This is a genomic window from Nocardiopsis sp. YSL2 (assembly GCF_030555055.1).
In the GTDB taxonomy this organism is placed as follows: domain Bacteria; phylum Actinomycetota; class Actinomycetes; order Streptosporangiales; family Streptosporangiaceae; genus Nocardiopsis.
Genome location: NZ_JAMOAO010000001.1, coordinates 3,816,028 through 3,838,744, shown reverse-complemented (window position 1 = coordinate 3,838,744; position 22,717 = coordinate 3,816,028). Strand labels below are relative to the sequence as shown.

19 protein-coding genes and 1 pseudogene are annotated in these 22,717 nt (G+C 72.0%); 4 read left to right on the top strand and 16 right to left on the bottom strand.

Annotation, left to right across the window (positions count from 1 at the left end; genetic code table 11):
* Window positions 1–135: 135 nt before the first annotated feature.
* From ftsY to M1P99_RS17035, 3 genes are all read right to left on the bottom strand, one after another.
* Window positions 136–1,320 carry a signal recognition particle-docking protein FtsY gene (ftsY, locus tag M1P99_RS17045; protein WP_304453598.1) on the bottom strand — a complete coding sequence of 395 codons (1,185 nt, stop codon included), beginning with the start codon at window positions 1,318–1,320 and terminating at the stop codon, window positions 136–138.
* Window positions 1,321–1,424: 104 nt separating this feature from the next.
* Complete coding sequence (locus M1P99_RS17040) at window positions 1,425–2,429, bottom strand: iron ABC transporter permease (protein ID WP_304455728.1); 1,005 nt, start codon at window positions 2,427–2,429, stop codon at window positions 1,425–1,427.
* A gap of 84 nt (window positions 2,430–2,513) precedes the next feature.
* Window positions 2,514–3,437: an ABC transporter substrate-binding protein gene (locus M1P99_RS17035; RefSeq protein ID WP_304455727.1), complete on the bottom strand. Its 924-nt coding sequence runs from the start codon at window positions 3,435–3,437 to the stop codon at window positions 2,514–2,516.
* A gap of 686 nt (window positions 3,438–4,123) precedes the next feature.
* On the opposite strand from M1P99_RS17035, the gene M1P99_RS17030 reads away from it, so the two are divergent.
* Window positions 4,124–6,781, top strand: a complete 2,658-nt coding sequence (locus M1P99_RS17030; protein ID WP_304453597.1) for a S8 family serine peptidase — start codon at window positions 4,124–4,126, stop codon at window positions 6,779–6,781.
* A gap of 105 nt (window positions 6,782–6,886) precedes the next feature.
* On the opposite strand, the gene smc is transcribed toward M1P99_RS17030, so the two are convergent.
* The 10 genes and pseudogenes from smc to recG all read right to left on the bottom strand — a co-directional run bounded on the left by smc (window position 6,887) and on the right by recG (window position 18,482).
* The gene (gene smc / locus M1P99_RS17025; RefSeq protein WP_304453596.1) at window positions 6,887–10,432 is read right to left on the bottom strand and encodes a chromosome segregation protein SMC; all 3,546 of its coding nucleotides are present in this window, start codon (window positions 10,430–10,432) and stop codon (window positions 6,887–6,889) included.
* Between the two features lie 441 nt (window positions 10,433–10,873).
* Window positions 10,874–11,065 carry a hypothetical protein gene (locus M1P99_RS17020; protein ID WP_304453595.1) on the bottom strand — a complete coding sequence of 64 codons (192 nt, stop codon included), beginning with the start codon at window positions 11,063–11,065 and terminating at the stop codon, window positions 10,874–10,876.
* A 348-nt stretch (window positions 11,066–11,413) separates the two neighbouring features.
* A complete protein-coding gene (locus M1P99_RS17015; RefSeq protein ID WP_304453594.1) occupies window positions 11,414–11,701 on the bottom strand; it encodes an acylphosphatase in 288 nt (95 codons plus the stop codon).
* Window positions 11,702–11,844: 143 nt separating this feature from the next.
* Window positions 11,845–12,684 carry a bifunctional DNA-formamidopyrimidine glycosylase/DNA-(apurinic or apyrimidinic site) lyase gene (gene mutM, locus M1P99_RS17010; protein WP_304453593.1) on the bottom strand — a complete coding sequence of 280 codons (840 nt, stop codon included), beginning with the start codon at window positions 12,682–12,684 and terminating at the stop codon, window positions 11,845–11,847.
* Window positions 12,685–12,689: 5 nt separating this feature from the next.
* Window positions 12,690–13,428 (bottom strand): annotated as a pseudogene (gene rnc, locus M1P99_RS17005) (ribonuclease III).
* A gap of 340 nt (window positions 13,429–13,768) precedes the next feature.
* Entirely contained in the window at window positions 13,769–13,945 is a 177-nt protein-coding gene (gene rpmF / locus M1P99_RS17000; protein ID WP_053616047.1) for a 50S ribosomal protein L32, read from the bottom strand.
* Between the two features lie 129 nt (window positions 13,946–14,074).
* On the bottom strand, window positions 14,075–14,620 hold the full coding sequence (locus M1P99_RS16995; protein ID WP_304453591.1) for a DUF177 domain-containing protein: 546 nt from the start codon (window positions 14,618–14,620) through the stop codon (window positions 14,075–14,077).
* Window positions 14,621–14,836: 216 nt separating this feature from the next.
* A complete protein-coding gene (gene coaD / locus M1P99_RS16990; RefSeq protein ID WP_304453590.1) occupies window positions 14,837–15,331 on the bottom strand; it encodes a pantetheine-phosphate adenylyltransferase in 495 nt (164 codons plus the stop codon).
* A gap of 218 nt (window positions 15,332–15,549) precedes the next feature.
* Window positions 15,550–16,122: a 16S rRNA (guanine(966)-N(2))-methyltransferase RsmD gene (rsmD, locus tag M1P99_RS16985; RefSeq protein WP_304453589.1), complete on the bottom strand. Its 573-nt coding sequence runs from the start codon at window positions 16,120–16,122 to the stop codon at window positions 15,550–15,552.
* Window positions 16,123–16,292: 170 nt separating this feature from the next.
* Window positions 16,293–18,482, bottom strand: coding sequence for an ATP-dependent DNA helicase RecG (recG, locus tag M1P99_RS16980; protein ID WP_304453588.1), 2,190 nt, complete (start codon window positions 18,480–18,482; stop codon window positions 16,293–16,295).
* Between the two features lie 413 nt (window positions 18,483–18,895).
* Here recG and rpmB point away from each other — a divergent pair, with 413 nt between their 5' ends.
* Window positions 18,896–19,081, top strand: a complete 186-nt coding sequence (rpmB, locus tag M1P99_RS16975) for a 50S ribosomal protein L28 (RefSeq protein WP_013151263.1) — start codon at window positions 18,896–18,898, stop codon at window positions 19,079–19,081.
* A 118-nt stretch (window positions 19,082–19,199) separates the two neighbouring features.
* Here rpmB and M1P99_RS16970 read toward each other — a convergent pair whose 3' ends face one another.
* Both M1P99_RS16970 and M1P99_RS16965 read right to left on the bottom strand, forming a co-directional pair.
* Window positions 19,200–19,853, bottom strand: a complete 654-nt coding sequence (locus M1P99_RS16970; protein ID WP_304453587.1) for a cellulose binding domain-containing protein — start codon at window positions 19,851–19,853, stop codon at window positions 19,200–19,202.
* Between the two features lie 104 nt (window positions 19,854–19,957).
* Window positions 19,958–20,953, bottom strand: a complete 996-nt coding sequence (locus tag M1P99_RS16965; RefSeq protein WP_304453586.1) for a thiamine-phosphate kinase — start codon at window positions 20,951–20,953, stop codon at window positions 19,958–19,960.
* Between the two features lie 137 nt (window positions 20,954–21,090).
* Between M1P99_RS16965 and M1P99_RS16960 the strand changes: the two genes are divergently transcribed.
* Window positions 21,091–21,324, top strand: a complete 234-nt coding sequence (locus M1P99_RS16960; protein WP_304453585.1) for an Lrp/AsnC family transcriptional regulator — start codon at window positions 21,091–21,093, stop codon at window positions 21,322–21,324.
* Window positions 21,325–21,351: 27 nt separating this feature from the next.
* A complete protein-coding gene (locus tag M1P99_RS16955; RefSeq protein WP_304453584.1) occupies window positions 21,352–21,810 on the top strand; it encodes a DUF3515 domain-containing protein in 459 nt (152 codons plus the stop codon).
* Window positions 21,811–21,893: 83 nt separating this feature from the next.
* Here the strand turns inward: M1P99_RS16955 and M1P99_RS16950 are convergent, their stop codons facing one another.
* Window positions 21,894–22,679 (bottom strand): DUF3105 domain-containing protein, encoded by a 786-nt coding sequence (locus tag M1P99_RS16950; protein ID WP_304453583.1) that lies wholly within the window; start codon window positions 22,677–22,679, stop codon window positions 21,894–21,896.
* Window positions 22,680–22,717 lie beyond the last annotated feature (38 nt).

The window sequence follows — 22,717 nt, the reverse complement described above, 5'->3', positions numbered from 1 at the left end:
GGTCACACCACCGTCCGTCCGCCCGTCCCGTCCCCGGGACACGCCGGTGGCCGGGCACCCTCGTCGGATACCCGGCCACCGGTGTGCCGGCGTCGGCCGCCCTCCGCGCTCCCGCACGGGAGCGGCGGCCACGGCTCAGGAGCCGCCGAGGACGGCGTCCACGAAGACCTCGGGGTCGAAGGGGGCCAGGTCGTCGGGCCCCTCGCCCAGTCCGACGAGCTTGACCGGCACACCCAGCTCCCGCTGGACCTGCACGATGATGCCGCCCTTGGCGGTGCCGTCGAGCTTGGTCAGCGCGATACCGGTCACGTTCACGACCTCGCCGAACACCCGTGCCTGGCGCAGGCCGTTCTGGCCGGTGGTGGCGTCCAGGACCAGGAGGACCTCGTCCACCTGGCACTTCTTCTCGACCACGCGCTTGACCTTGCCCAGCTCGTCCATGAGCCCGGTCTTGGTGTGCAGGCGCCCGGCGGTGTCGATGATGACCGTGTCGGCGCCGTCCTCGATCCCCCGGGAGACGGCGTCGAAGGCCACGCTGGCCGGGTCGGCGCCCTCCTCCTTGCGGACGACCGGAGCGCCCACGCGCCCGCCCCAGGTCTGGAGCTGCTCGGTGGCGGCGGCACGGAAGGTGTCGGCCGCGCCGAGCACCACGCTGCGGCCGTCGCCGACCAGGGAGCGGGCGAGCTTGCCGGTGGTGGTCGTCTTCCCGGTGCCGTTGACACCCACGACCATGATCACCGCGGGCCGGTCGCCGTGCGGCTGGGTGCGCACGGTCCGGTCGGTGTCGGCGCCGATCTGCGCCAGGAGCTCCGCGCGCAGCAGCCCGCGCACCTCGTCCACGCCCCGGCTTCCGAGCACCTTGACCTTGGTCCGCAGGCTCTCGACGATCTGCGCGGCGGCGGTCACGCCGATGTCGGCGGTGATCAGGGTGTCCTCGATCTCCTCCCACGCGTCCTCGTCCAGGGAGTCGGAGGAGAGCAGGTTGAGCAGCCCCTGGCCCAGCGAGGTCTGCGAGCGGGCCAGGCGGGCGCGCAGGCGCACCATGCGCCCCGCGGACGGCGGCGGTGTCTCCAGCTCGGGTTCGGCGGGCGGGGCGGCCTCGGCCGGAGGGGCCTGGGCGGGCGGTGTGGCGACCGCGCCCCCGGCCCGTTCGCGGTCCTCCTCCGGGGCGGCCGTTCCCGGCTCCCCGGTGACCTCGGGCTTGGTCTCCTCCTCGCCCGGCTCGACCGGACGCCGGGTCTTGACCAGGAAGAACCCGCCGACCGCCAGAAGCAGGACCAGGACGACGATGACTGAGGTTGCGAGCACGGTGATGTCCATAGCGCTCCCCAGTCTCCCAGAACGCGCGACGCGTTCGCGTCACGGCCGGATGGCGTGCCGGGAACGAACGGGGGTACGGCGGCCCGCCTTCCCGCGGCTCGGGATCACGTCGTGCGGTGGCGGGTCGTCCTCAGGATGAGCAGGAAGAACGGTGCGCCGAGGAAGGCGGTCACGACTCCGATGGGCAGTTCGGCGGGGGCGACCACGGTCCGGGCGACGATGTCGACCAGGACCAGGAACGCGCCGCCGAAGAGCACGGTGACGGGCAGGATCGCCCGGTAGTTGGCCCCCACGAGGCGGCGGACCACGTGGGGGACCACGATGCCCACGAAGCCGATCAGCCCGCTCACCGCCACCGCGGCGGCCGTGGCCAGTGACGCGGCGCTGATCACGATGATCCGGACCACCCCCGGGTTCAGGCCGAGGCTGATCGCCTTGTCGTCGCCCAGGGCGAGCATGTCCAGCAGGTAGCCGCAGGCCAGCAGGACGACCAGGCTCACCAGCGCGTAGGGCCACACCAGCCGCACGTCGTCCCAGCCGTCGCGTCCCAGGCCGCCGAGCAGCCACGAGTAGACGCGCTGGAGCTGGTCGACCCCCATCTGCTGCACGAGGGTCTGCGCCGCGGACAGGAACGACGAGACGGCCACGCCCGCCAGGACCAGCGACGCGGTGCCTCCGCCGCCCGCGGTGGAACCCAGGAGGTAGGCGGCGGCCACCCCCGCGAGCGCGCCGACGAAGGCGGCGAACGGGACGGCGGCGCGCGGTGTGTCGGTGAGCTCCTGGCCGAAGACCATGACCAGGGTGGCGCCCAGACCGGCGCCGGCCGCGGCTCCGAGCAGGAAGGGGTCGGCCAGGGCGTTGCGGAAGACACCCTGGTAGGCGCCGCCCGCGGTGGCCAGGAGGGCGCCGACGATGGCGCCCATGACGACTCTCGGCAGGCGCAGTGCCACCAGCAGCGCCGCCTCGCGCTCGTTGAGCGGTGACTCCACTCCGGCGAACGGCAGGTGGCTGAGCAGGTGGCGGACGATGTCGGCCGCCGAGATGGCGGCCGCCCCCGCCGAGACGCCGAGGAGGCCGGCGGCGACCAGCAGGGCCGCTCCGCCGACCAGCCATCCGACGGGTGGGGCGGTCCGCGCCGAGGGCGCCCGTCGAGGGCGCCCCTCCCCCGCGCGACGTGCCCGCCGGAGACGCACCTAGGCGCCCGCGTGCTCTCGGACGGCGTCGCCGACGAGCTCGGCGAAGTCGACCACGCGCGGGCCCCAGCGCGAGGCGACGTCCGCGTCGAGCAGGTACACCGCGTCCTCCTCCACGGCCGTGACCGTGTCGAAGGCCGGACGCTCGCCCACCGACGCCAGGGTCTCCTCGTCGCCGTAGGACAGGAAGATCATGTCCGGGTTCTCGTCCACGACGTACTCCGGGGACAGCTGCGGGTAGCCGCTGTCGGCGCCGTCGGCCGCGTCGGCGATGTTCTCCAGCCCGAAGGACTGGTAGATCTGGCCGACGAACGTGCCGGAGGTCGCGGTGTACAGGCTGTCGTCGAGCTCCTGGTAGAAGGTCAGGTCCACCTCGCCGACGTCCTCGCGCACGCTCTCCACGACCGCGTCGAACTCGGTCCGGACGCGCTCGGCCTCGGCGTCGGCCGAGTCGGCGTTGCCGGTCGCCTCGCCGAGCGTGCGCATCTGGGCGTAGGCGTCCTCCAGGGTGTGGGCGTCGTCCAGCACGATGACGGGCACGCCGACGTCCTCCAGCTGCGGCGCGGTGTCCTCGGAGGACCGGGCGAGCAGGACCAGGTCGGGGTCGTACTCCACGATCGACTCGACGTTGGGCGTGAAGCCGCTGAGGTCGGTGGTCGGGGCGTCCTCGGGGAAGTTCGAGTACTCGTCGGCCGCCTCGACCTGGTCCCCCGCGCCGATGGCGAAGAGCATCTCCGTCGCGGTCGGCGAGAGCGAGACGATCCGCTCGGGCCGCGCCGCGATGGTGACCTCGCCGAGGGCGTCGTCGACCGTGGCGGGGAAGCCGCCGTCGGACGCCGCGTCGGGGGCGGTCTCGGACCCGGGGTCCGGGGCACCGCAGGCCGTGGCCGCGAGGGTGAGGCCCAGGAGTGCGGCGGACAGCAGGGGCGGGGCCGAAGCCCCGTGTTGGCGTCGGTCGCCCTGGGCGAGGGGTCGGGGAATCCGCACGGTGCTCCTTGGTGGGACGGGGAAGGAGCGCGGTCCGGGCTGGGACGGCCTGTCCTTCCCACGAGGACGGGGACGTCGGTGCCGCCGAGGCGACCTGGCTCGTCCCCGCGCGGCGCGGGGCTCCACAGTTGCGGGACAGCGCCGGGTTGGGCGGACGTGGCCGCCGGACCGGACTTCGCTCGTTTCGGCACCGGTCGGGGGAGCGCCCCGACCGTCCCACTGTACTCGGCGCCCGTCGGGCCCTCGTCGTGTTCTCGCGACCCCCGCCACCTGCGGTTATTCGAATCGAATGGCGGCAGCGGGGGCCCGGGCGCCCCTTTCGCGCACCGCGGCGCGGCGTTTCCTTTGCCCCGGAGAATGATTCCGACTTGGCGTTTGTCCGCTTATGGCCCTAGTGAGAGACATTCACCTCTCTGGCCACATTATTCCGCCACGTATCCAGATTGAGTCTTTATCAACATTGACACGGATATCGCACACAGCAATGATCTCGTTGCCGTGCGCGTCGAACAACCGAATTCGGACGTCCTGCGTCGCATCCCCCGGCGGCCACCCTCGCCACCGGTGGGCTGCCCGCTCCCCCGGTGTCCGCGGCGCGTACCGAGAAGGGATGTGTTCACAAGGTGGTATCCCACCGCTCACGCCTGGCCTCCCTCGCCGGGCTGACGCTTCTGGCGGGCCTGACCGCGGCCGCACCGGCCGGCGCCGACGACGACGCGGAGCTGGCGCCCCTCCACCCGGCCCCCTCGGCCGAAACCGGCGAACTGACACACCAGGCCGAGAACATGTGGTTCATCGAACTGGAAAGCCCCCCGGCGTCGGAGGGCACCTCCCCCTCCCAGGTCGAGGACGAACAGGAGGACTTCCGCGCCGACGCCGACGAGCAGGGACTGGAGTACACCGAACGGCTCGCCTTCGGGGAACTGTGGAACGGCCTCTCGGTCGAGATGGACGACTCCCAGGTCGGCAACGCCCGGGAGATCCCCGGCGTCAACGCGATCTACCCCGTCATGCGCTACGAGATCCCCGAGGCCGACGGCTCCGCCCCCGACCTGGACACCGCGCTGGGGATGACGGGCGCCGACATCGGACAGAACGAGCTCGGGCTCACCGGTGAGGGCCTGCGTGTGGCCGTCATGGACACCGGGATCGACTACACGCACCCCGACCTCGGCGGCCCCGGCTCCTTCCCCACCGGCCGTGTGGTCACCGGACACGACTTCGTCGGTGACGACTTCGACGCGAGCCACCCGGCCACCAGCACCCCCGCCCCCGACGGCGACCCCCAGGACTGCCACGGGCACGGCACCCACGTGGCCGGGATCGTCGGAGCCGAGGGCCAGGTCACGGGCGTGGCCCCGGACGTGGAGTTCGGCGCCTACAAGGTCTTCGGCTGTTCGGGCTCCACCACCGCCGACATCATGATCGCCGCCATGGAGACCGCGCTCGCCGACGACATGGACGTGCTCAACATGAGCATCGGATCGGCGCACTCCTGGCCGCAGTACCCGACGGCGACCGCCTCGGACAACCTCGTCGACGAGGGCATGGTCGTGGTCGCCTCCATCGGCAACGAGGGCGACACCGGGCTCTACTCGGCCGGGGCCCCCGGCCTGGGCGCCAACGTGATCGGTGTGGCCTCCTACGACAACACCCACGTCCAGGCGGCGTCGGTGGTCGCCGCCCCGAGCGGTGAGTCGCTGGCCTACATGGAGATGGGCGACGCCGCTGCGCCGCCCGCGTCCGGCACGACCGACGAACTCGTGTACGTCGGCCGGGGATGCCTGTCCGAGGGAGACACCCTGGAGGGCGACCCGGCGGGCGCGACCGCGCTCATGGTCCGCGGCGCGTGCACGTTCGCGGAGAAGTACGACACGGCCGTCGACGCCGGCGCCACCGGCGTGGTCATGTACAACAACGTGCCCGGGATGTTCGCCGGCGGCGGCATCACCGACCGCGGCCCGTTCTCCATCGGTATCTCCGACGAGTCCGGGGCTCACCTGCTCGGACTCCTCGAGGCCGGTGAGACCGTCACCCTCGACTGGTCCGACGAGTCCGTCTCCACGCCCAATCCGACCGGCGGCCTGATCAGCTCGTTCAGCTCCTACGGCATGTCCCCCGACCTGGAGCTGAAGCCGGACATCGGCGCCCCCGGCGGCCTGATCAACTCCACCTACCCGATGGACCAGGGCGGCTACGCCACGATCAGCGGCACGTCGATGTCCTCGCCACACGTGGCCGGCGGCGTCGCGCTGCTCCTGCAGGGCCGCCCCGACCTGGAGGCGCACGACGTGCGCACCGTGCTGCAGAACAGCGCCGACCCCAAGAACTGGTGGGGCAACCCCGACCTCGGGCTGCTCGACAACGCCCACCGCCAGGGCGCGGGCATGCTCGACATCCCGGGCTCGGTGCTGGCCGCCACGACGGTCACCCCGGGCAAGCTGTCGCTCGGCGCCACCGAGGGCACGATGAGCGAGACCGTCACCATCACCAACGACGGCGACGAGGAGGCCGTCTACGCACTGGGCCACGAGGCCGCCCTGGGCACGCACGGCAGCACCTTCGCCCCCGGGTTCAACGCGGACTCCGCCGAGGTGTCCTTCGACACCGACTCGGTGACCGTCCCCGCGGGCGGCTCCGCCGACGTCGAGGTCACCGTCACTCCGCCGGCGCGCGCGTACGAGCAGATGCTCTACGGCGGCTACGTGTCCGTCACGAGTGACGCCGGCGAGACCTTCCGGGTCCCCTACGCCGCCTACAACGGCGACTACCAGGAGATCGAGGCGATGACCCCGATCACCGACGGCGACGGCACCGTCCACGAGCTGCCGTGGCTGACGAAGATCACCGGGTGCGAGGTGTTCGATGGGCTGGAGTGCGCGGCCGCCAACGGCGGCACGTTCGCCAACCAGCCGGACGGCGCCACGTACTCGATGGACTGGGTCGACGGCCTGCCCGACGTCCCCTACGTCATCGCCCACTTCGACCACCACGTCACGCGCCTGGAGATGATGGTCGTGGACGAGCGCACCGGCCGTCCGGTGCACCCGCGCCGCAACATCGCGGTGGACGTCTCCCACGTCAACCGCAGCGCGACGTCGACGTCGTTCTTCTCCTACGTCTGGGACGGCACCGTGACCGACTCCCACGGCCGGGTGAAGGACCTCCGCGACGGGGACTACCGCCTGGAGGCCCGCGCGCTCAAGGCGCTCGGCGACCCGGAGGACCCCGACGACTGGGAGACCTGGACCTCTCCGGTCATCACCATCGCCCGCGGCTGACACCCGACGAACACGGGGCCGCCTCCCGGACTCGGGAGGCGGCCCTCCGCCGTTCGGCGCCCGCCGCGGCCGTGCCCCGGGTCCGGGGCGGCCGGACCCGCGCGGTCAGACCGTACGCTCGATCTTCTGGCTGATCACCTGGGAGATGCCGTCGCCCTGCATGGTGACGCCGTAGAGCGCGTCGGCCGCCTCCATCGTGCGCTTCTGGTGCGTGATGACGATCAGCTGGGAGGAGGCGCGCAGCTCCTCGAAGATCACCAGCAGGCGCTGGAGGTTGGTGTCGTCCAGCGCGGCCTCGACCTCGTCCATGACGTAGAACGGCGAGGGGCGGGCCTTGAAGATCGCCGCGAGGAAGGCCACCGCGGTCAGCGAGCGCTCCCCGCCGGAGAGCAGCGACAGGCGCTTGACCTTCTTGCCGGGCGGACGGGCCTCCACCTCGATCCCCGTGGTCAGCATGGCGTCGGGGTCGGTGAGCAGCAGCCGCCCCTCCCCGCCGGGGAAGAGCCGCCCGAAGATCGCCGCGAACTCGCGCTCCACGTCCAGGTAGGCGGCGGAGAAGACCTCCTGCACGCGGGCGTCGACCTCCTGGACGATGTCCATGAGGTCGCGGCGGGTCTTCTTCAGGTCCTCCAGCTGCGCGTTGAGGAAGGCGTGCCGTTCCTCCAGCGCCGCGAACTCCTCCAGGGCCAGCGGGTTGATCTTGCCCAGCTGGTTGAGCTGGCGCTCGGCCGTCCTGGCCCGCTTGGCCTGCACGTCGCGCACGTAGGGCACCGGGACGGCGTCCTCGCCGGCGTCGACCGGCGGCGGGACCGGCACACGGGGCCCGTACTCGGCCACCAGGGTGGGCACGTCCACGCCCAGCTCCTCCATGGCCTTGGTCTCCAGCTGCTCCAGGCGCAGACGCCGCTCGGCCCGCGCCACCTCGCCGCTGTGCGCGGAGCTGGTCAGCTTCTCCAGCTCCACCGACATCTCGCGCACCCGGGCGCGCACGGTCCGCAGTTCGGCGTCGCGGGCCTCCTTGCGCGCCTCGGCGGCGGCCCGCTCGCTCTCGGCCGCGGCCAGCGACGCGGCGATGCGCTCCAGGGCCAGCCGGGCGCTCTCCGCGACGGCCTCGGCGATGGTGGCCTGCGCGGCGCGCGTCCGGCGCCGCTCGACGGCCCGCTCCATGGCGCGGCGCTCCTCGAAGGCCTGGGCCCGCAGCGCCTCGGCCCGGCCCGCGATGGACCGCGCGCGCTCCTCGGCGGTGCGCACGGCCAGGCGGCGCTCCATCTCCGTGGCCCGGGCGCGGGAGGCCTGCGCGGCGAGCTCGTCACGGGTCTCGGGGTCGGGCGCGTCCTCCTCGATCGAGGCGGCCATCTCCTCGGCCTCGGCGAGCTCCTCCTCCAGCCGGGCCAGCTTGTCGGCGTCCTCGCCCTTGGCGGTGGCGGCCTTGGCCGCCGCTGCCGCGTAGCGCTCGGACTCGGCCTCGGCGGACCTGGCCTGTCCACCCAGCTTGCCCAGCCGCTGAGCGGACTCGTTGCGCTTGCGGTCGCTCTGGCGGCGTCGGGCGGTGATCTCCTCGACGGTCGCGGCCATCTCGGCCCGCTCGTGCTTGAGCGCCTCCAGTTCGGTGGCGATCCGCTTGGCGGCCTCGGTGGCCCGCTCCAGCCGCTCGGCGGCCTCGTCGACGGCCGCCTGGACCTCCAGCAGGCTGGGAGCGGCGGCCGACCCGCCGTAGACGAGGGCGGCGCCGAACACATCACCCTCGGCGGTGACGGCCCGCAGCTCGGGCCGGTCCGCGACGAGGTCGCGGGCGGCCGGCGCGTCGGCGACGAGCGCGGTCCGCTCCAGCAGGGCGGCGACGGCGCCCCGCAGGTGGTCGGGCGCGGACACGGCGTCGACCGCGTAGCGCGCCCCCTCGGGCAGCTCCGGCCAGGAGTCGCGGGGCCGGCCGGGCTCGGCTCCCGCCACGACCACGCCCGCGCGGCCGGCGTCCTGCTCGCGCAGGAGTTCCAGCGCGGCCAACGCGGTCCCGGGCGCCTCGACGGCGACGGCACCGGCGGCCACACCGAAGGCCGCGGCCACCGCCGTCTCGTGGCCGGGGTCGACCTGGACCAGCGCGGCGAGTCCGCCGAGGGTACCGGGCAGGCCGGCGTCCAGGAGGGTGCCGGCGCCGTCCTTGTGCGCCAGGCCCAGTTCCAGGGCCTCCTTGCGGGCGGCCAGGGCGGAGCGTTCGCCCTCGGCGGTGCGCTCGGCGTCGCGGAGCTGGTTGAGCTCGGCGTCCAGGGCGGAGAGCCGACGGGCGGCCCGCTCGTGGTCGGAGTCGAGTTCGGCGTCGCCCTCGTCCAGTCCGGCGGACTCCTCGGCGGCCATCTCGTACTCGGTCTGGGCCTCGGCGGCGCGTTCGGCCGCCTGCCGCGCGGCCTCCTCCAACCGGGCGGTCTCCGCCTCGCCGGAGGCCATCCGGCCGCGCAGGCTCTCCACCCGCGCGCTGAGCCGGACCAGGTTCTCCCGGCGCTCGGCGGAGGCGCGTCCGGCCGCCTCCAACCGCTTCTCCTCGCGGTGGAGTGCGTCCTCGGCGGCGGCGCGCTCGGTGACGGTGGTCTCCAGGGCCTCGCGGGCCTCCTCCAGCCGGGCGAGCAGCTCCTCCTCCTGGGCGGCGGCCTCCTCGGCCTCCATCTCCAGTTCCTCGGGATCGCGCCGGTGGACGGGTTCGTCGGCGACGGAGGCGAGGTTGCGGTGGCGCTCGTTCGCCAGACCGCGTACGGCGTCCAGGCGCTCGGTCAGCCGCGAGAGCGCGTGGTAGGTCTCCGTCGCGCGGGTCAGCTCGGGGGCGGCCTCGGCGGACTGCGCGTCCAGCGCGGTCTCGCGCTCCTGGGCCTGGGTGAGGGCGGCCTCGGCGGCGGCGCGGCGGGCGAGGACGTCCTTCTCGTCGGCCTCCTCCTTGGCGAGCTGGTCGGTGAGGGTGACGATGTCGTCGGCCAGCAGCCGCAGGCGGGCGTCGCGCAGGTCGGCCTGGATGACGGCGGCCCGCCGGGCCAGTTCGGCCTGGCGGCCCAGGGGCTTGAGCTGGCGGCGCAGTTCCGAGGTGAGGTCGGTGACGCGGTCCAGGTTGCCCTGCATCGCGTTGAGCTTGCGGATCGCCTTCTCTTTGCGCTTGCGGTGCTTGAGGATGCCGGCGGCCTCCTCGATGAGGGCGCGGCGTTCCTCCGGGCCGGCGTGCAGCACGGTGTCGAGCTGGCCCTGGCCGACGATGACGTGCATCTCACGGCCGATGCCGGAGTCGCTCAGCAGGTCCTGGATGTCCAGGAGCCGACAGGTGTCGCCGTTGATGGCGTACTCCGAGCCACCGTTGCGGAACATGGTCCGCTTGATGGTGACCTCGGTGTAGTCGATCGGCAGGGCGCCGTCGGTGTTGTCGATGGTCAGGCTGACCTCGGCGCGTCCCAGCGCCTGGCGGGTGGAGGTGCCCGCGAAGATCACGTCCTCCATCTTGCCGCCCCGCAGGGACTTGGCGCCCTGCTCCCCCATCACCCAGGAGAGCGCGTCGACGACGTTGGACTTGCCGGAGCCGTTGGGACCCACCACACAGGTGATCCCGGGTTCCAGGCGCAGGGTGGTGGCCGACGCGAACGACTTGAAGCCCCGCAGCGTCAGATTCTTCAGATACACCCGCACCTCCCACGATGGTCACCTCGGATACACAGGGCGACCACCCAAGGGTGCCACGAAGCCGGGACCGACGAGGCGAGAACCGCGACCGGAGGCCGTCCGCCGGGGGCGGTGGGCGGAGGCCGAGGTGACGAGCCGCCGGAGGCGGCGGACGTGCGCTGAAGCGGCCCCGATCGTCGTCCGAGGCGTGGAAAGGGGGATGTCCGGCGGACACGGAGGGTTGCGCATCCGACCGCCGGGTACAACGTCAAAAGAAACCGCAAACGAAAGGGAAAGCTGCGGCGGGATACGGCGGCCACAACGACCGCGCGACAGTCAATGAACGACGTCGTCTCATGAGACCCGGCCAGGGACGCCAGGTGTCATGCGTTCGGCGTCCCCGTCAAGGATCTTCACATCGTCACGGTGTCCGGACCACGATCCGGCACGATCGACGCTGGGTCAGGCGAGCGCGGGCTCGCGATCGGTCGCGCTGACGGCGACATCGGTAACGGCCATGCTGAGCTGGTCGTTGCGGGCCTGGAGACGGCTGACCTCGTCCTCGAGGTCGCGTACCCGCTTCTGGAGCCGTCGCATCTCCTGGACCATACGAGGGTCGGAGCCGCCGACGTGGCCAAACAGAGCCTTCGCCATGATATGGGTCCTCCACGCTGAGTGACCAGATCTGATTCGCGCACGCTACTCCCCGCGAAATTCACTTGGCGTTGCCTGTGACGCGGGTGGAAGAATGCGCGGTGTGCCTTCCAGAGTCTCACTCTGTCCGGCGCTGGTCAAGATTGAATTACAACTGTCCGTAACTGCCACAACCCATGCCGAAAGAATCAGGGCAGGCGGTGTGGCACGGTCCGATGGTTCCTACCCCCGGCGACACCGGAAGTCCCGCGAGACGCGAGTGTGGACCCACTCCGCGCTGATCCGTAGAACCTTCCCGGCCCCGATCGACGCGCGGTGTGGACGAACCGCGTTACCCCACAAGCATACTCACCGTTCCACGAAACCGGTGAACGCACCCCCAGACTGAGCCCAACGTTCGACCACGGAGTCCACACGACCGGGTGTCCGGCCGCTTCTCAGGTGCTCCAGAAGGCCTTCGCACGCGCTCCGGCTGCCCTCGGCGACCACCTCGACGCGCCCGTCGTCGAGGTTCGTGGCGGCGCCGCTCAGTCCCAGTTCCAGCGCCCTGGACCGCGTCCACCAGCGAAAACCCACGCCCTGGACGCGCCCGCGCACCCACGCGGTCAGCCGAACCGTCTCGGTTCCGTCCCCCACGGCCCGTTCACTCCCTTACCTCGCGGAGACACTTTCCTCACCGACACGCCAGATGGCCCTGAGAAAGCCGTCCGGGCCCCCTCCGAGGTGCCCGACGGCCGCTTCTCGGGAGAGCGCGACACCCCCGACGGACGCCTCCGGCCCTACCGTCTCTGGCAGCGCGGGCAGCTGAACGAGGACCGGTTCATGAACGCCTCGCGCACGATCGGCGTGCCGCAGCGACCGCACGGCCGGTCGCGCCGGCCATAGGCGTTGAGGCCGCGCTCGAAGTAGCCGCTCTCACCGTTGACGTTGACGTAGAGGCCGTCGAACGTGGTGCCGCCGACCGCCAGCGCCTCGGTCATCACGTCGGTGACGTGGCCGAGCAGCTCCTCACCGGCCGCCTCGGACAGCCCACGGGTGGACCGCGCCCAGTGGAGCCGTGCCCGCCACAGCGCCTCGTCGGCGTAGATGTTGCCCACGCCGCTGACCAGCGTCTGGTCCAGCAGGGCGCGTTTGACCTCGGTGCGCCGCGCACGCAGGGCGCCTACGCACGCCCTCGCGTCGAACTCCGCGTCCAACGGGTCCAGAGCGATGTGGTCCACCGACTTCGGCACGCCCGCCCGCTCGCCGGGCCCGTCCACCAGCAGGTGGCCGAACGTGCGCTGGTCCACGAAGCGCAGTTCCTGGCCGTCGGACAGCGGCAGCCGCACCCGCAGGTGCTTCTCGTCCGGCTTCCCCGCGGGTTGGACCAGGATCTGGCCGCTCATACCCAGGTGGGCCAGGAGCATCTCGCCGCTGTCCAGCTCCAGCCACATGTACTTGCCCCGGCGGCGGGCCGCCACGGGCACGCGTCCGGCCAGGCGGGCGGCGAAGTCCGCGGCACCCGGCAGGTGGCGGCGCACCGAGCGCGGGTGCAGGACCTCGACCTCGCCGACCGTCCGGCCCACACCGTGCTGTTCCAGGCCCGCGCGGACGACCTCGACCTCGGGGAGTTCGGGCACGGCGCTCAGCCCCGTCCGTCGCCGGAGCCGCCCTCGGCGGCTTCGGAGCGGGCCTTGATCGCCTTCCAGGCCGACTCGGCGGCCTGCTGCTCGGCTTCCTTCTTGCTGCGGCCCTCGCCCAGGCCGTAGCTCTCTCCGGCGACGTGGACCGTCGCCCGGAAGGTCTTCTGGTGGTCGGGGCCGCTCTCGTCCACGTGGTACTCGGGCACGCCCAGCATCTGCGCGGCGGTGAGCTCCTGCAGGGAGGTCTTCCAGTCCAGGCCCGCGCCCAGCCCGGAGGCCGTGGCGATCAGCGGGTCGAAGAGGCGGTGCACGAACTCCGAGGCCACGTCCAGGCCGCGGTCGAGGTAGACCGCGCCGATGATGGCCTCCAGGGTGTCGGCCAGGATCGAGGACTTGTCCCGGCCCCCGGTGCCCTCCTCGCCCCGGCCGAGCCGGATGTAGGCGCCGATGCCCAGGCCGCGGGAGACGTCGGCCAGGGCGCGCATGTTGACCACGGCGGCGCGCAGCTTGGCGAGCTGTCCCTCGGGCAGGTCGGGGTGCTTGCGGAAGAGGGTGTCGGTCACCACCAGTCCGAGCACCGAGTCCCCCAGGAACTCCAGGCGCTCGTTGGTGGGCAGACCGCCCTTCTCGTAGGCGTAGGAGCGGTGCGTCAGGGCCCGGAGCAGGATCTTGGAGTCGACCTCGACCCCGATCGCCTTGTGGAAGGCCCTGGCCTCGGAGGACGGAGAGTTGGCTGGCCACGCGACTTCACTTCCCTGTTCGTGCGCGCCGGGGGTCGGCGCTCGTGCTGGCGTCGGGTGCGGGTGGGCGGGCCCCGGCCAGGGTGCTCGAATACGAGGTGACCGTCGCGGGAGCGCAACTCCCCCGGCAGCCACCACGAACTCGGGAACCCGGGAGGTCCGGACCACCGGCGCCACCACGGTTCTGGTTCTGTAGTGCCCACTGTATTGCCCAACACACGGGCAACGCTTCACTCTACAAAGCCCGGCGCCCGCGCCCCGGGGCCCGACAACACCTCGGGGCGGACCCGAAGAGGGTCCGCCCCGAGGAGAGCACGTGGGCACGCGTGGGAACGCACGCCCTACGCCGGGTTGACGACCTGGCGGTTGTTGTAGGTGCCGCAGGTCGGGCACGCGATGTGGGGCTGCTTCGGGTCACGGCAGCGCGGGCAGTTGACCAGCACCGGGCGCGACGCCTTCCACTGGGAACGGCGGGTCCGGGTGTTGCTCCGCGACATCTTCCGCTTCGGGACGGCCACTTCAAACCTCCTGGGTCACCCCCGCGGTCGCGGGAGGCTTCTTGTCTGGTCACCCCGCGCGGTGGCGGGGAGGGTGTGCCCCGGTCGGCGGGGGCGCCCTGGGGCGCCGTCCGTGACCGGTTCACGAGCTCATCGTTCGCCGGGATCCTCCGCGATGCCGCGGAGCGCCTCCCAACGCGGGTCGACGCGGTCGCCGTGCTGGTGGTCGGGACCGGCCTCGGCGAGCTTGGCCCCGCACTCCGCGCACAGCCCCGGGCAGTCGGGACCGCACAGCGGGGAGAGTGGGAGCGCGAGCACGACCGCGTCCCGGACCACGGGCCCGAGGTCGAGCAGATCGCCCTCTAGATAGTAGTCCTCATCCTCGTCCGCCGAGTCCTGGTCCCCCGCGACGGCCTCGTCGTCGCCCCCGGGATAGCGGTACATCTCCTGGAAGCCGACCTCCAGGTCCTCCGACAGGGGGTCGAGGCAGCGCGAGCACTCCGCCGTGTGCTGGCCGCGGACGGTCCCGGTGACGAGGACGCCCTCCATCACCGCTTCCAGCCGCAGGTCGAGCTCGATCTCGCTGCCCGTGGGAACGGAGGCCATCGCCGTCGCGAACGCCTCGGGGACGGCCACGATGCGATTGACGGTCCGCATCGACCCCGGCTGGCGGCCCAGCTGGCGGGTGTCGACCACGAACGGGTCACGAGAATCTAGACGAGACAGGGTAATCGCGCTTTCACGAGGTACTGGGATGCCGGGCACGCGGGACGCGTCGCTGCGGACGAGTGGGGCGTGACCAGGCCGCGCGCACGCCGAAGACCGACGACGCGCATGGTCGAACCGCAATCCTACCTACCATGCCCCCGACCACCCAAATCAGGCCCGGAACGGCCGCGGGCGCGGGCGTACCTACTGCGCGGATCTGCGGCGTTCCTCGTACTTCTCACGCAGCCGTTCCTGGACGTAGGGGGTGACCAGGCTGGAGACGTCCCCCCCGTGCTGCGCGATCTCGCGGACCAGGCTGGAGGACAGGAACGAGTACTGGGGGTTGGCCGTCATGAACACCGTCTCCACGCCGGACAGGCGGTAGTTCATCTGGGCGATCTGGAGCTCGTAGTCGAAGTCGCTGACCGAGCGGAGGCTGCGCACGATGGTCTCGATGCCGTTGTCACGGCAGAAGTCGACGAGGAGCCCGTCGAACTCGCTCACGCGGACGTTGCCGAAATCCGAGGTGCCCTCGGCGAGCATCTCGAGCTTCTCGGGGACGTCGAAGAGCCCCCGTTTGTTGACGTTGTTGAGTACGGCGGCGACCACCTCGTCGTACTGTTTGGCGGCTCTGCCGATGATGTCGATATGACCGTAGGTCACGGGGTCGAACGACCCCGGGCAGACGACACGGCGCACGTTGGATCGCCCCTCTCACACACTACTCACGGGTATGGCGATCGTAGGGGCTCGCTCCGAGGACGAAACGGGCAACACCCACTTAGTGACCCCCATCGCACACGTTCCGACCGTACGTGCACGTCCCGCGCACCGACCGCGCCTCTGACGTGCCAGAACAACCCATGTGACCGATTTCTACCCCACCGTGTCCGCACACCGGGGAGGCGCGCCGCGCGCTATCCGTCGAGGGCGGTCCGGGCGTACCAGAGGACCGCCTCCCCGTAGCCCCGGCTGCGGTCGAGCTCCAGGCCCTTCGGCCAGGCGGGCTCCGCTCCGCGCTTGGAGCGCTCCACGACGACGACCGCGTCCTCGGCCAGCCAGTCCCGCTCGACCAGGTCGGCCAGGACGGCGGCGACCTCCTCGTCGGAGACGGCGTAGGGCGGGTCCGCCACCACCAGGTCGTAGGGCTCGCCCGGGTTCCCGCCGCCGACCACGCGCTCCACGCGGTCCGCCACCAGCCGGGCACCCGGGAGCCGCAGGGCGGCGATGTTCGACCGGATCACCTGGGACGCCCGGCGGTCGGCCTCCACCAGCAGGGCGTGCGCCGCTCCGCGCGAGAGGGCTTCCAGCCCGATCGCACCGGACCCCGCGTACAGGTCCATGACGCGGATGCCGTCGAGGTCGCCGAGGTCGGACTGGACGGACGCGAACAGCGCCTCGCGGGCGCGGTCACTGGTGGGCCGGGTCGTGCGGCCGTCGGGAGCGGAGATGCGCCGCCCGCCGGCCGCCCCGGCGATGATGCGGGCCATGGCCCCCACCCTATTTTCTTCGGGCCTCCGCTCGTGCCCGCGCCGTCGCAGGCCCCAGGAAGACACGGCGAGGGCGCCGACGGGTCCCGGAGGGGCCTGGAGGTGCGCTCCCGAGGAACGAGGGAGTGCACCGGAAGGCGCGCAGGCCCCGTCCTCCAGGCGCCCGAACCCTACGCCTTGTCCAGATACTCCGCCCTGTCCTCCGGGAGCAGGGCCGCCAGGGCCTCGGCGAGCGGCGGGTGTCCCGTGAGGTCGGGGTCCTTGGCCACGTACACCGTGGCCTCCTCGCGCGCCTCTCCGATGAGCTCCTCGTCCTTGAGCAGGGTGAGCATCCGCAGACTCGACCGGGCTCCCGACTGGGCGTCGCCCAGGACGTCGCCCTCGCGGCGCAGCTCCAGGTCCACCCGGGAGAGCTCGAAACCGTCGGTCGTGGCGGCCACGGCCGCCAGGCGCTCCCGGGACGGGCTGCCCTCCTCGGCGTCGGTGACCAGCAGGCACAGCCCCGGCAGCCGCCCCCGGCCGACCCGGCCGCGCAGCTGGTGCAGCTGGGACACCCCGAACCGTTCGGCGTCCATGATGGCCATCACCGTGGCGTTGGGCACATCGACGCCGACCTCGATGACGGTGGTGGACACGATGACGTCGGTCTCGCCCGCCGAGAAGCGGCGCATGACCGCGTCCTTGTCGTCGGGGGTCATCCGGCCGTGCAGGGCCTCGACCCGGAGATCGGCGAGCGGCCCCCCGGCGAGCCGGGCGGCCACGTCCAGGACCGCCAGCGGCGGGCGCGCCCCCGGCTCCTCCTCCGCCGCTCCGGTGCCGGCCTCCTCCTCGGCGCCGTCACCGATCCGCGGGCACACCACGAAGGCCTGGTGCCCCCGGCCGGCCTCCTCCACGACGCGCTCCCAGGCGCGCGCGAGGTAGTGCGGCTTGTCCCGGGCGGGCACCACGTGGGTGGAGACGGGCGCGCGACCGGACGGCAGTTGTGTGAGGGTCACCACGTCGAGGTCGCCGTAGACGGTCATGGCGACCGTGCGCGGGATGGGCGTGGCGGTCATCACGAGCACGTGCGGGCGCCCGTCGGCCGCCTTCTCGCGCAGGGCGTCGCGCTGCTCCACGCCGAACCGGTGCTGTTCGTCCACGACGACCAGTCCCAGGTCGGCGAAGCTCACGTGCTCCTGCAGGAGCGCGTGGGTGCCCACGACGATCCCGGCGGCGCCCGAGGCCGCGTCGAGCAGGTTCTCCCTGCGGGCGGCGGCGTTCATGGAGCCGGTGAGCAGCGCCACCCTGGTGGCCTCCTCGGCCCCGTCGATCTGGCCGGCGCGGGCCAGTGGGCCGAGCATGGCACTGATCGACCGGTGGTGCTGCTGGGCGAGGACCTCGGTGGGTGCGAGCAGGACCGCCTGTCCGCCGGAGTCGACGACCCTGAGCATCGCGCGCAGCGCCACCAGGGTCTTGCCCGCACCCACGTCGCCCTGGAGCAGGCAGTGCATGGGGTGCGACGCGTCCAGGCGCGCGGCCAGGCGCTCACCGACGTCGCGCTGGCCGTCGGTGAGCGTGAACGGCAGCCGGGCGTCGAAGGCGTCGAGCACGCCCCCGCGGCGGCCCGGTCGCGGCTTCGCGGGCAGCTCCTCGGCGAGGTGGCGGCGCTGGGCCAGGGCCAGCTGCAGGACGAAGGCCTCGTCCCACTTCAGCCGCCGTCGGGCGGTGCCGACGTCGGCCCACTCGGACGGCCGGTGGATCTTGTCCAGGGCCTCCTGGACACCGACGAGGCGGTGGTTCCGGCGGATCTCGGGGGGCAGGGGGTCGGGCAGGTCGGCGGCGCGGGCGAGGGCCATCTCGACGCCGAGGGCGATCTTGGCCGAGTCCAGTCCCTTGACCGCCGGGTAGATCGGGATGAGCTCCTCGGCAAAGGCCCGGGCGCGCTCGCCCTCCAGGCCGTCCTCGTCGATGAGCTGGTACTCGGGGTGGTCGAGCTGGCGCCGTCCCTTGAAGGTGGAGACCCGGCCGGAGAACATGGCCAGCCGCCCGGACACCAGGGCGTTCTGGTGGTAGGCGCCCCGGTTGAAGAAGGTCAGGTGCAGGCGGCCGGTGCCGTCGGTGACCGTGGCCTCCATCATGTCCATCCGACGGCGGCCCTGGCGAGCGGGCACGGTCCGCCGCTTGGCGTCCAGGACCCGGGCCTGCACGGTGACGTCCTCGCCCTCGCGCAGTTCGGCGAGGTCGGTCAGATCGCCCCTGCGGTCGTAGCGCCGCGGGTAGTAGCGCAGCAGGTCGCCGAGCGTGTGCAGGTCGAGTTTGTCCTTGAAGGCCCGCGCGGAGCCGCCGAGGGCCACGCGCAGCGGTTCGTCCCAGGTGCTCACTGTGTTCCCGTCCCGGACAGTCTGGTCGCTGTTCACCGTCACGTTAGACCTTCGGTGCGACCGCCCGCCGGGGTCCGGGGCACGAGCCCGGCGACCGTCGCCCGCCGGTGCGCCACGGGGACGCCTCGACGCAGTCCCAAGGAACGGTATACTCGTGGAAGTTCATCGCCTTTTCGCCGTGCCCGCATGGCGGATGACGATGCTCCGGTGGGTGCTGAGGCCCTAGGCCGCACCACGATCCCACCGTTGCGCGTAGGGGCACCGGTCTGCGGTCTGATCCGCGTTCGACCGCGTCCTTCGTGTACTCTTCCACGGTTGGCGTCCGCGCCGACCTGCCCACCCGGCCGATTCCGGCCGGATGAACCTTCGCGTGCGGCGACGTGCGCGATCCCGAGCGCTTGAATGGAGTTACCGTGGCTTCCGTCTGCGACGTCTGCGGCAAGGGACCAGGGTTCGGTAACAGTGTTTCCCACTCGCACCGTCGCACCCGCCGCCGCTGGAACCCCAACATCCAGACCGTTCGCACCCGTGTGGGCGGCACGCCCAAGCGCGTGAACGCCTGCACCTCGTGCATCAAGGCTGGCAAGGTCACCCGCTAGGGTTCCAGTCTTTCTGGATCTCGTCGAAGGCCCTCCGACCCAGGTCGGGGGGCCTTCGTCGTGCGCGGAGGGTGCCCCGGCACGGGCGGGGACGCGGTGCGGGCGCCGGAGCCACAGGTCAGGGACCGCAGACGTGCCCGTTGAGGGAACAGCGGACGGGGTGCTCCACGGGGCCGATGGCGTCGAAGCCCATGGTCGCCGACTCCCCCGGCTCCAGGCCGTCCTGGCCTCCGGGCTGGCGTGCGAGTATGCCGTCCTCGATGGGCTCCCAGTCGGCGTCGCGCACGTCGGTGACCTCGGCGGTCTCGAAGGCGAGGGCGAGTTCCCAGGCGGTGAGCGGGGCCTGGGAGGTGTTGGTGACGGTCACCAGGCCGCTGAAGCCCGAGTTCGTGGTGCGCGTGATCTCATAGCCGACCGTGATGGGCGAGGACCCCGACTGGATCTGGGGCCCCTTCCCCTCCCCGTCCCCGTTGGACACCGCCTCGTCGCGGTCGGAGTCCGCCGTGGCGTCCTGGCTCGGGGAGATCGCGCCGGGGTCCGGGGCGTTGGTCGCGCCCGGGCTCCCGCCGAACTGCAGGTAGATCTGGGTGGTGCTGTAACCGAAGAGCAGCAGGCCGAGGATCACACCGGAGATGACCAGGACGTTGAGCAGCCGCGGCGGCTCGACCCGCTTGGGCACGGTGCTCTCGATGAGGCCGCCGATACGCCGCAGCGCACCGGCGTCCTCCGGCTCGTTGCGGTGCGCACCGCGACGAGTGCCATGCCGCCCCATAAACCGCCTCTCGACGTAACCCCGTGCCCCCGCCTGGAAGGCGGCGCGTGGCCGCGTTGGCAAAGCCTAGCGCGATAGCTAATCAGGACAAATCCAAGGGAGCATCATCCCTGACGGAAATGGTCCCACCCGGCACGCGGAGGAGCACACCCGCCTATCGTGACCGGATTCACGATGCTTTTCACTTTTTCCTGGTCAGCCGAGTGGACTTTTCCGATGCGGTGCCAGTGGTCGGGCAGAACGGTACCGGGATCGAACGCGGCGACCAGTGCGTGGTCCTCGCCTCCGGCGACCATGAGGTCCCGGGCGGCCTGCTCGGCCTGGCCAGGGCCGGCTCCCAGCGCGCGCACGCCTTCCAGAAGCGCGGGTTCGGGTACCAGGGCCCCCGGGTCCAGGTCGATGAGCACCCCGCTGGCGCGGCAGAGGTGTCCCAGGTCCTGGGCCAGGCCGTCGCTCACGTCGAGCATGGCGGTCGCGCCCAGCCGCGCGGCGGCCACGCCCTCGGCGTAGGGAGGGCTCGGCCTGCGGTGCTCGTCCAGGCAGGCGGCGGGGCCGTCGATCCCGCCCCGCAACAGGGCGAGCCCGGCCGCCGAGAGCCCCAGGTGGCCGGTGTAGGCCACCACGTCGCCCGGCCGCGCGCCGTCGCGGCACACCGGAGCGCGTCCCTCGAGGTCGCCCAGGGCGGTGATGGCGATGGTGAGGGTGTCGGATCCCACCATGTCCCCGCCCACGACGGCGCCGCCCGCCACCGCGCACTCGTCGCGCACGCCGAGCGAGAAGCCGTCCGCCCAGTCCAGCGGCAGGTCGGGGGGCGCGGCGAAGCCGATGAGGAGCCCGGTCGGGCGGGCTCCCATCGCCGCGACGTCGGCGAAGTTCTGGGCCACCGCGCGGTGCCCGACATCGCGCGCGCTCGACCACTCCCTGCGGAAGTGGCGGCCCTCGACCAGCACGTCCGTGGTCGCGACCGTCCGGCCGTCGGGCGCGGCGACGACGGCGGCGTCGTCGCCGGGTCCGAGGATTACATCGTCCGTAGCGGGGAATTGGCTCGTCACGCGTGCGATCAGAGCGAACTCACCAAGACCCCCAATGGTGCTCAACACAGTGATCAGGGTACGGTGACGCTCCGGCGCAGTGGTCTAGACCCACGTTTGTCATCCGCTCGACATCGGCCGCGCCGTGGGTTCAGCGGGGTCCGCGCTCGGCCCCGCTCACCCGGCACAGACACAAGGGAGTACTCATGGTGCAGGCATACATCCTGATCCAGACCGAGGTGGGCCAGGCCGCCGAGGTGGCCGGCCGGATCCGCGGGATCGAGGGTGTGCAGGAGGCGCACGACGTGACCGGCCCGTACGACGTCATCGTCCAGGCCCGGGCCGAGGACGTGGACTCGCTCGGCACATTGGTGGTGGCCCGGATTCAGCGCCTGGACGGTATCGCCCGTACCCTTACTTGTCCCATCGTCAATATTTGACCGGTAGACGGAGCGGGGTAGCTGACTGTGCTGAAACGGTGTTGCGGGGCGGCGGCGGCCGTCGTTCTCGTCGCTACGGGTTGTACGCAGACCGTGCAGATGGAACCGCCGGAATCCAACGGCACGACGGACGAGATCTGCGCCGCGCTCGTGGCGGAACTCCCCGACACCCTGCTGGGCGCCGACCGGGCCAACATCACGCCCGAGTCCGAGGTGATGGCGGCGTGGGGCGACCCGCCGATCGGACTGCGCTGCGGTGTACCGCGCCCGTCGACCCTGGCCCCGGACTCCCTCCTCGAGGAGGTCGACGGTGTGGCCTGGCTGCCGCAGCCGCAGGAGGAGCCCACGCTCTTCACCGCGGTCGGCCACACGGCCTACGTCGAGCTGTCGGTCCCCCCGTCCCACGGCGCTCCCGCCGCCGCGCTCACGACGGTCAGCGCGCTGATCGACGAACACATCCCCCCGCTCCCCGACGGGGTGCTCTGACTCTTCCACGGGCTCCTTCCCTCGGTCGCCCGTGACACGGACGGGGCCGCCGGCGCACGCCGGCGGCCCCGTTCCCGTCGCGGCTACTCTTCGTCGGTGCCGGTGTCCTCAGACCCCTCCGAGTCCTCGGAGCCCTCGGATCCCTCGGTGTCCTCGGCGTTCTCGGAGCCCTCGGAGTCCTCGGCGCTCTCGTCGGTCATCTCCCCGCCCTCGACCTGCTCGCCGCCGGCCAGGACCTCCTCGACCTCCGCGGCGGTCTCGGCCACCGCGCCGGAGCAGGAGGCGCCGGGCTCGGGGACGTCGGTGCCGCGCTCGTAGCGCTGGGTGAAGCGCGTGAGGTTCTGGTCGTCGGTGGTCTCGGCGGTGACCTGGCGGCCCCAGCTGCTGGCGACGATCGGGGCGTCCATCTCACCCTCGAAGGGGCTGATCAGCAGGTAGTCGCCGGGGCTGTACATCGAGGTGAGGGCATCGACCTCGCCCTGGGCCAGGCCCGGCTCGTAGGTGATCCACACCGCGCCGTGTTCCAGGGAGTGCACCGCGAACTCGGTCGTGACGGGCTCCTGGTAGACGCCGCAGTTCTGCCAGGAGGGCCAATGGTCCCCTCCCACGGGCGGCGACTGCTCGTAGTCCACGCTCTGGCCGGTGTCCACGTGGACGTAGGAGCCGACCGTGTACTCCTCCACCCCGGAGATGTTCCGGCTGCGAATCTCCATGACGATCGCGAAGGCGAGCAGACCCAGGACCAGGGCCGCGGCGACACTGATTCCGGTGACGGTGAGGACCTTCTTGCGTCGCTCCTCCTTGAGGCGCTGGGCCCTCATCTCCGCTGCGCGGCGGCGACGCTCCTCCGCCGTCTTCTTCTTAGCCACTGGGTCTCCTGGGATGGTTTGTGACGAGTGGGGCGTTC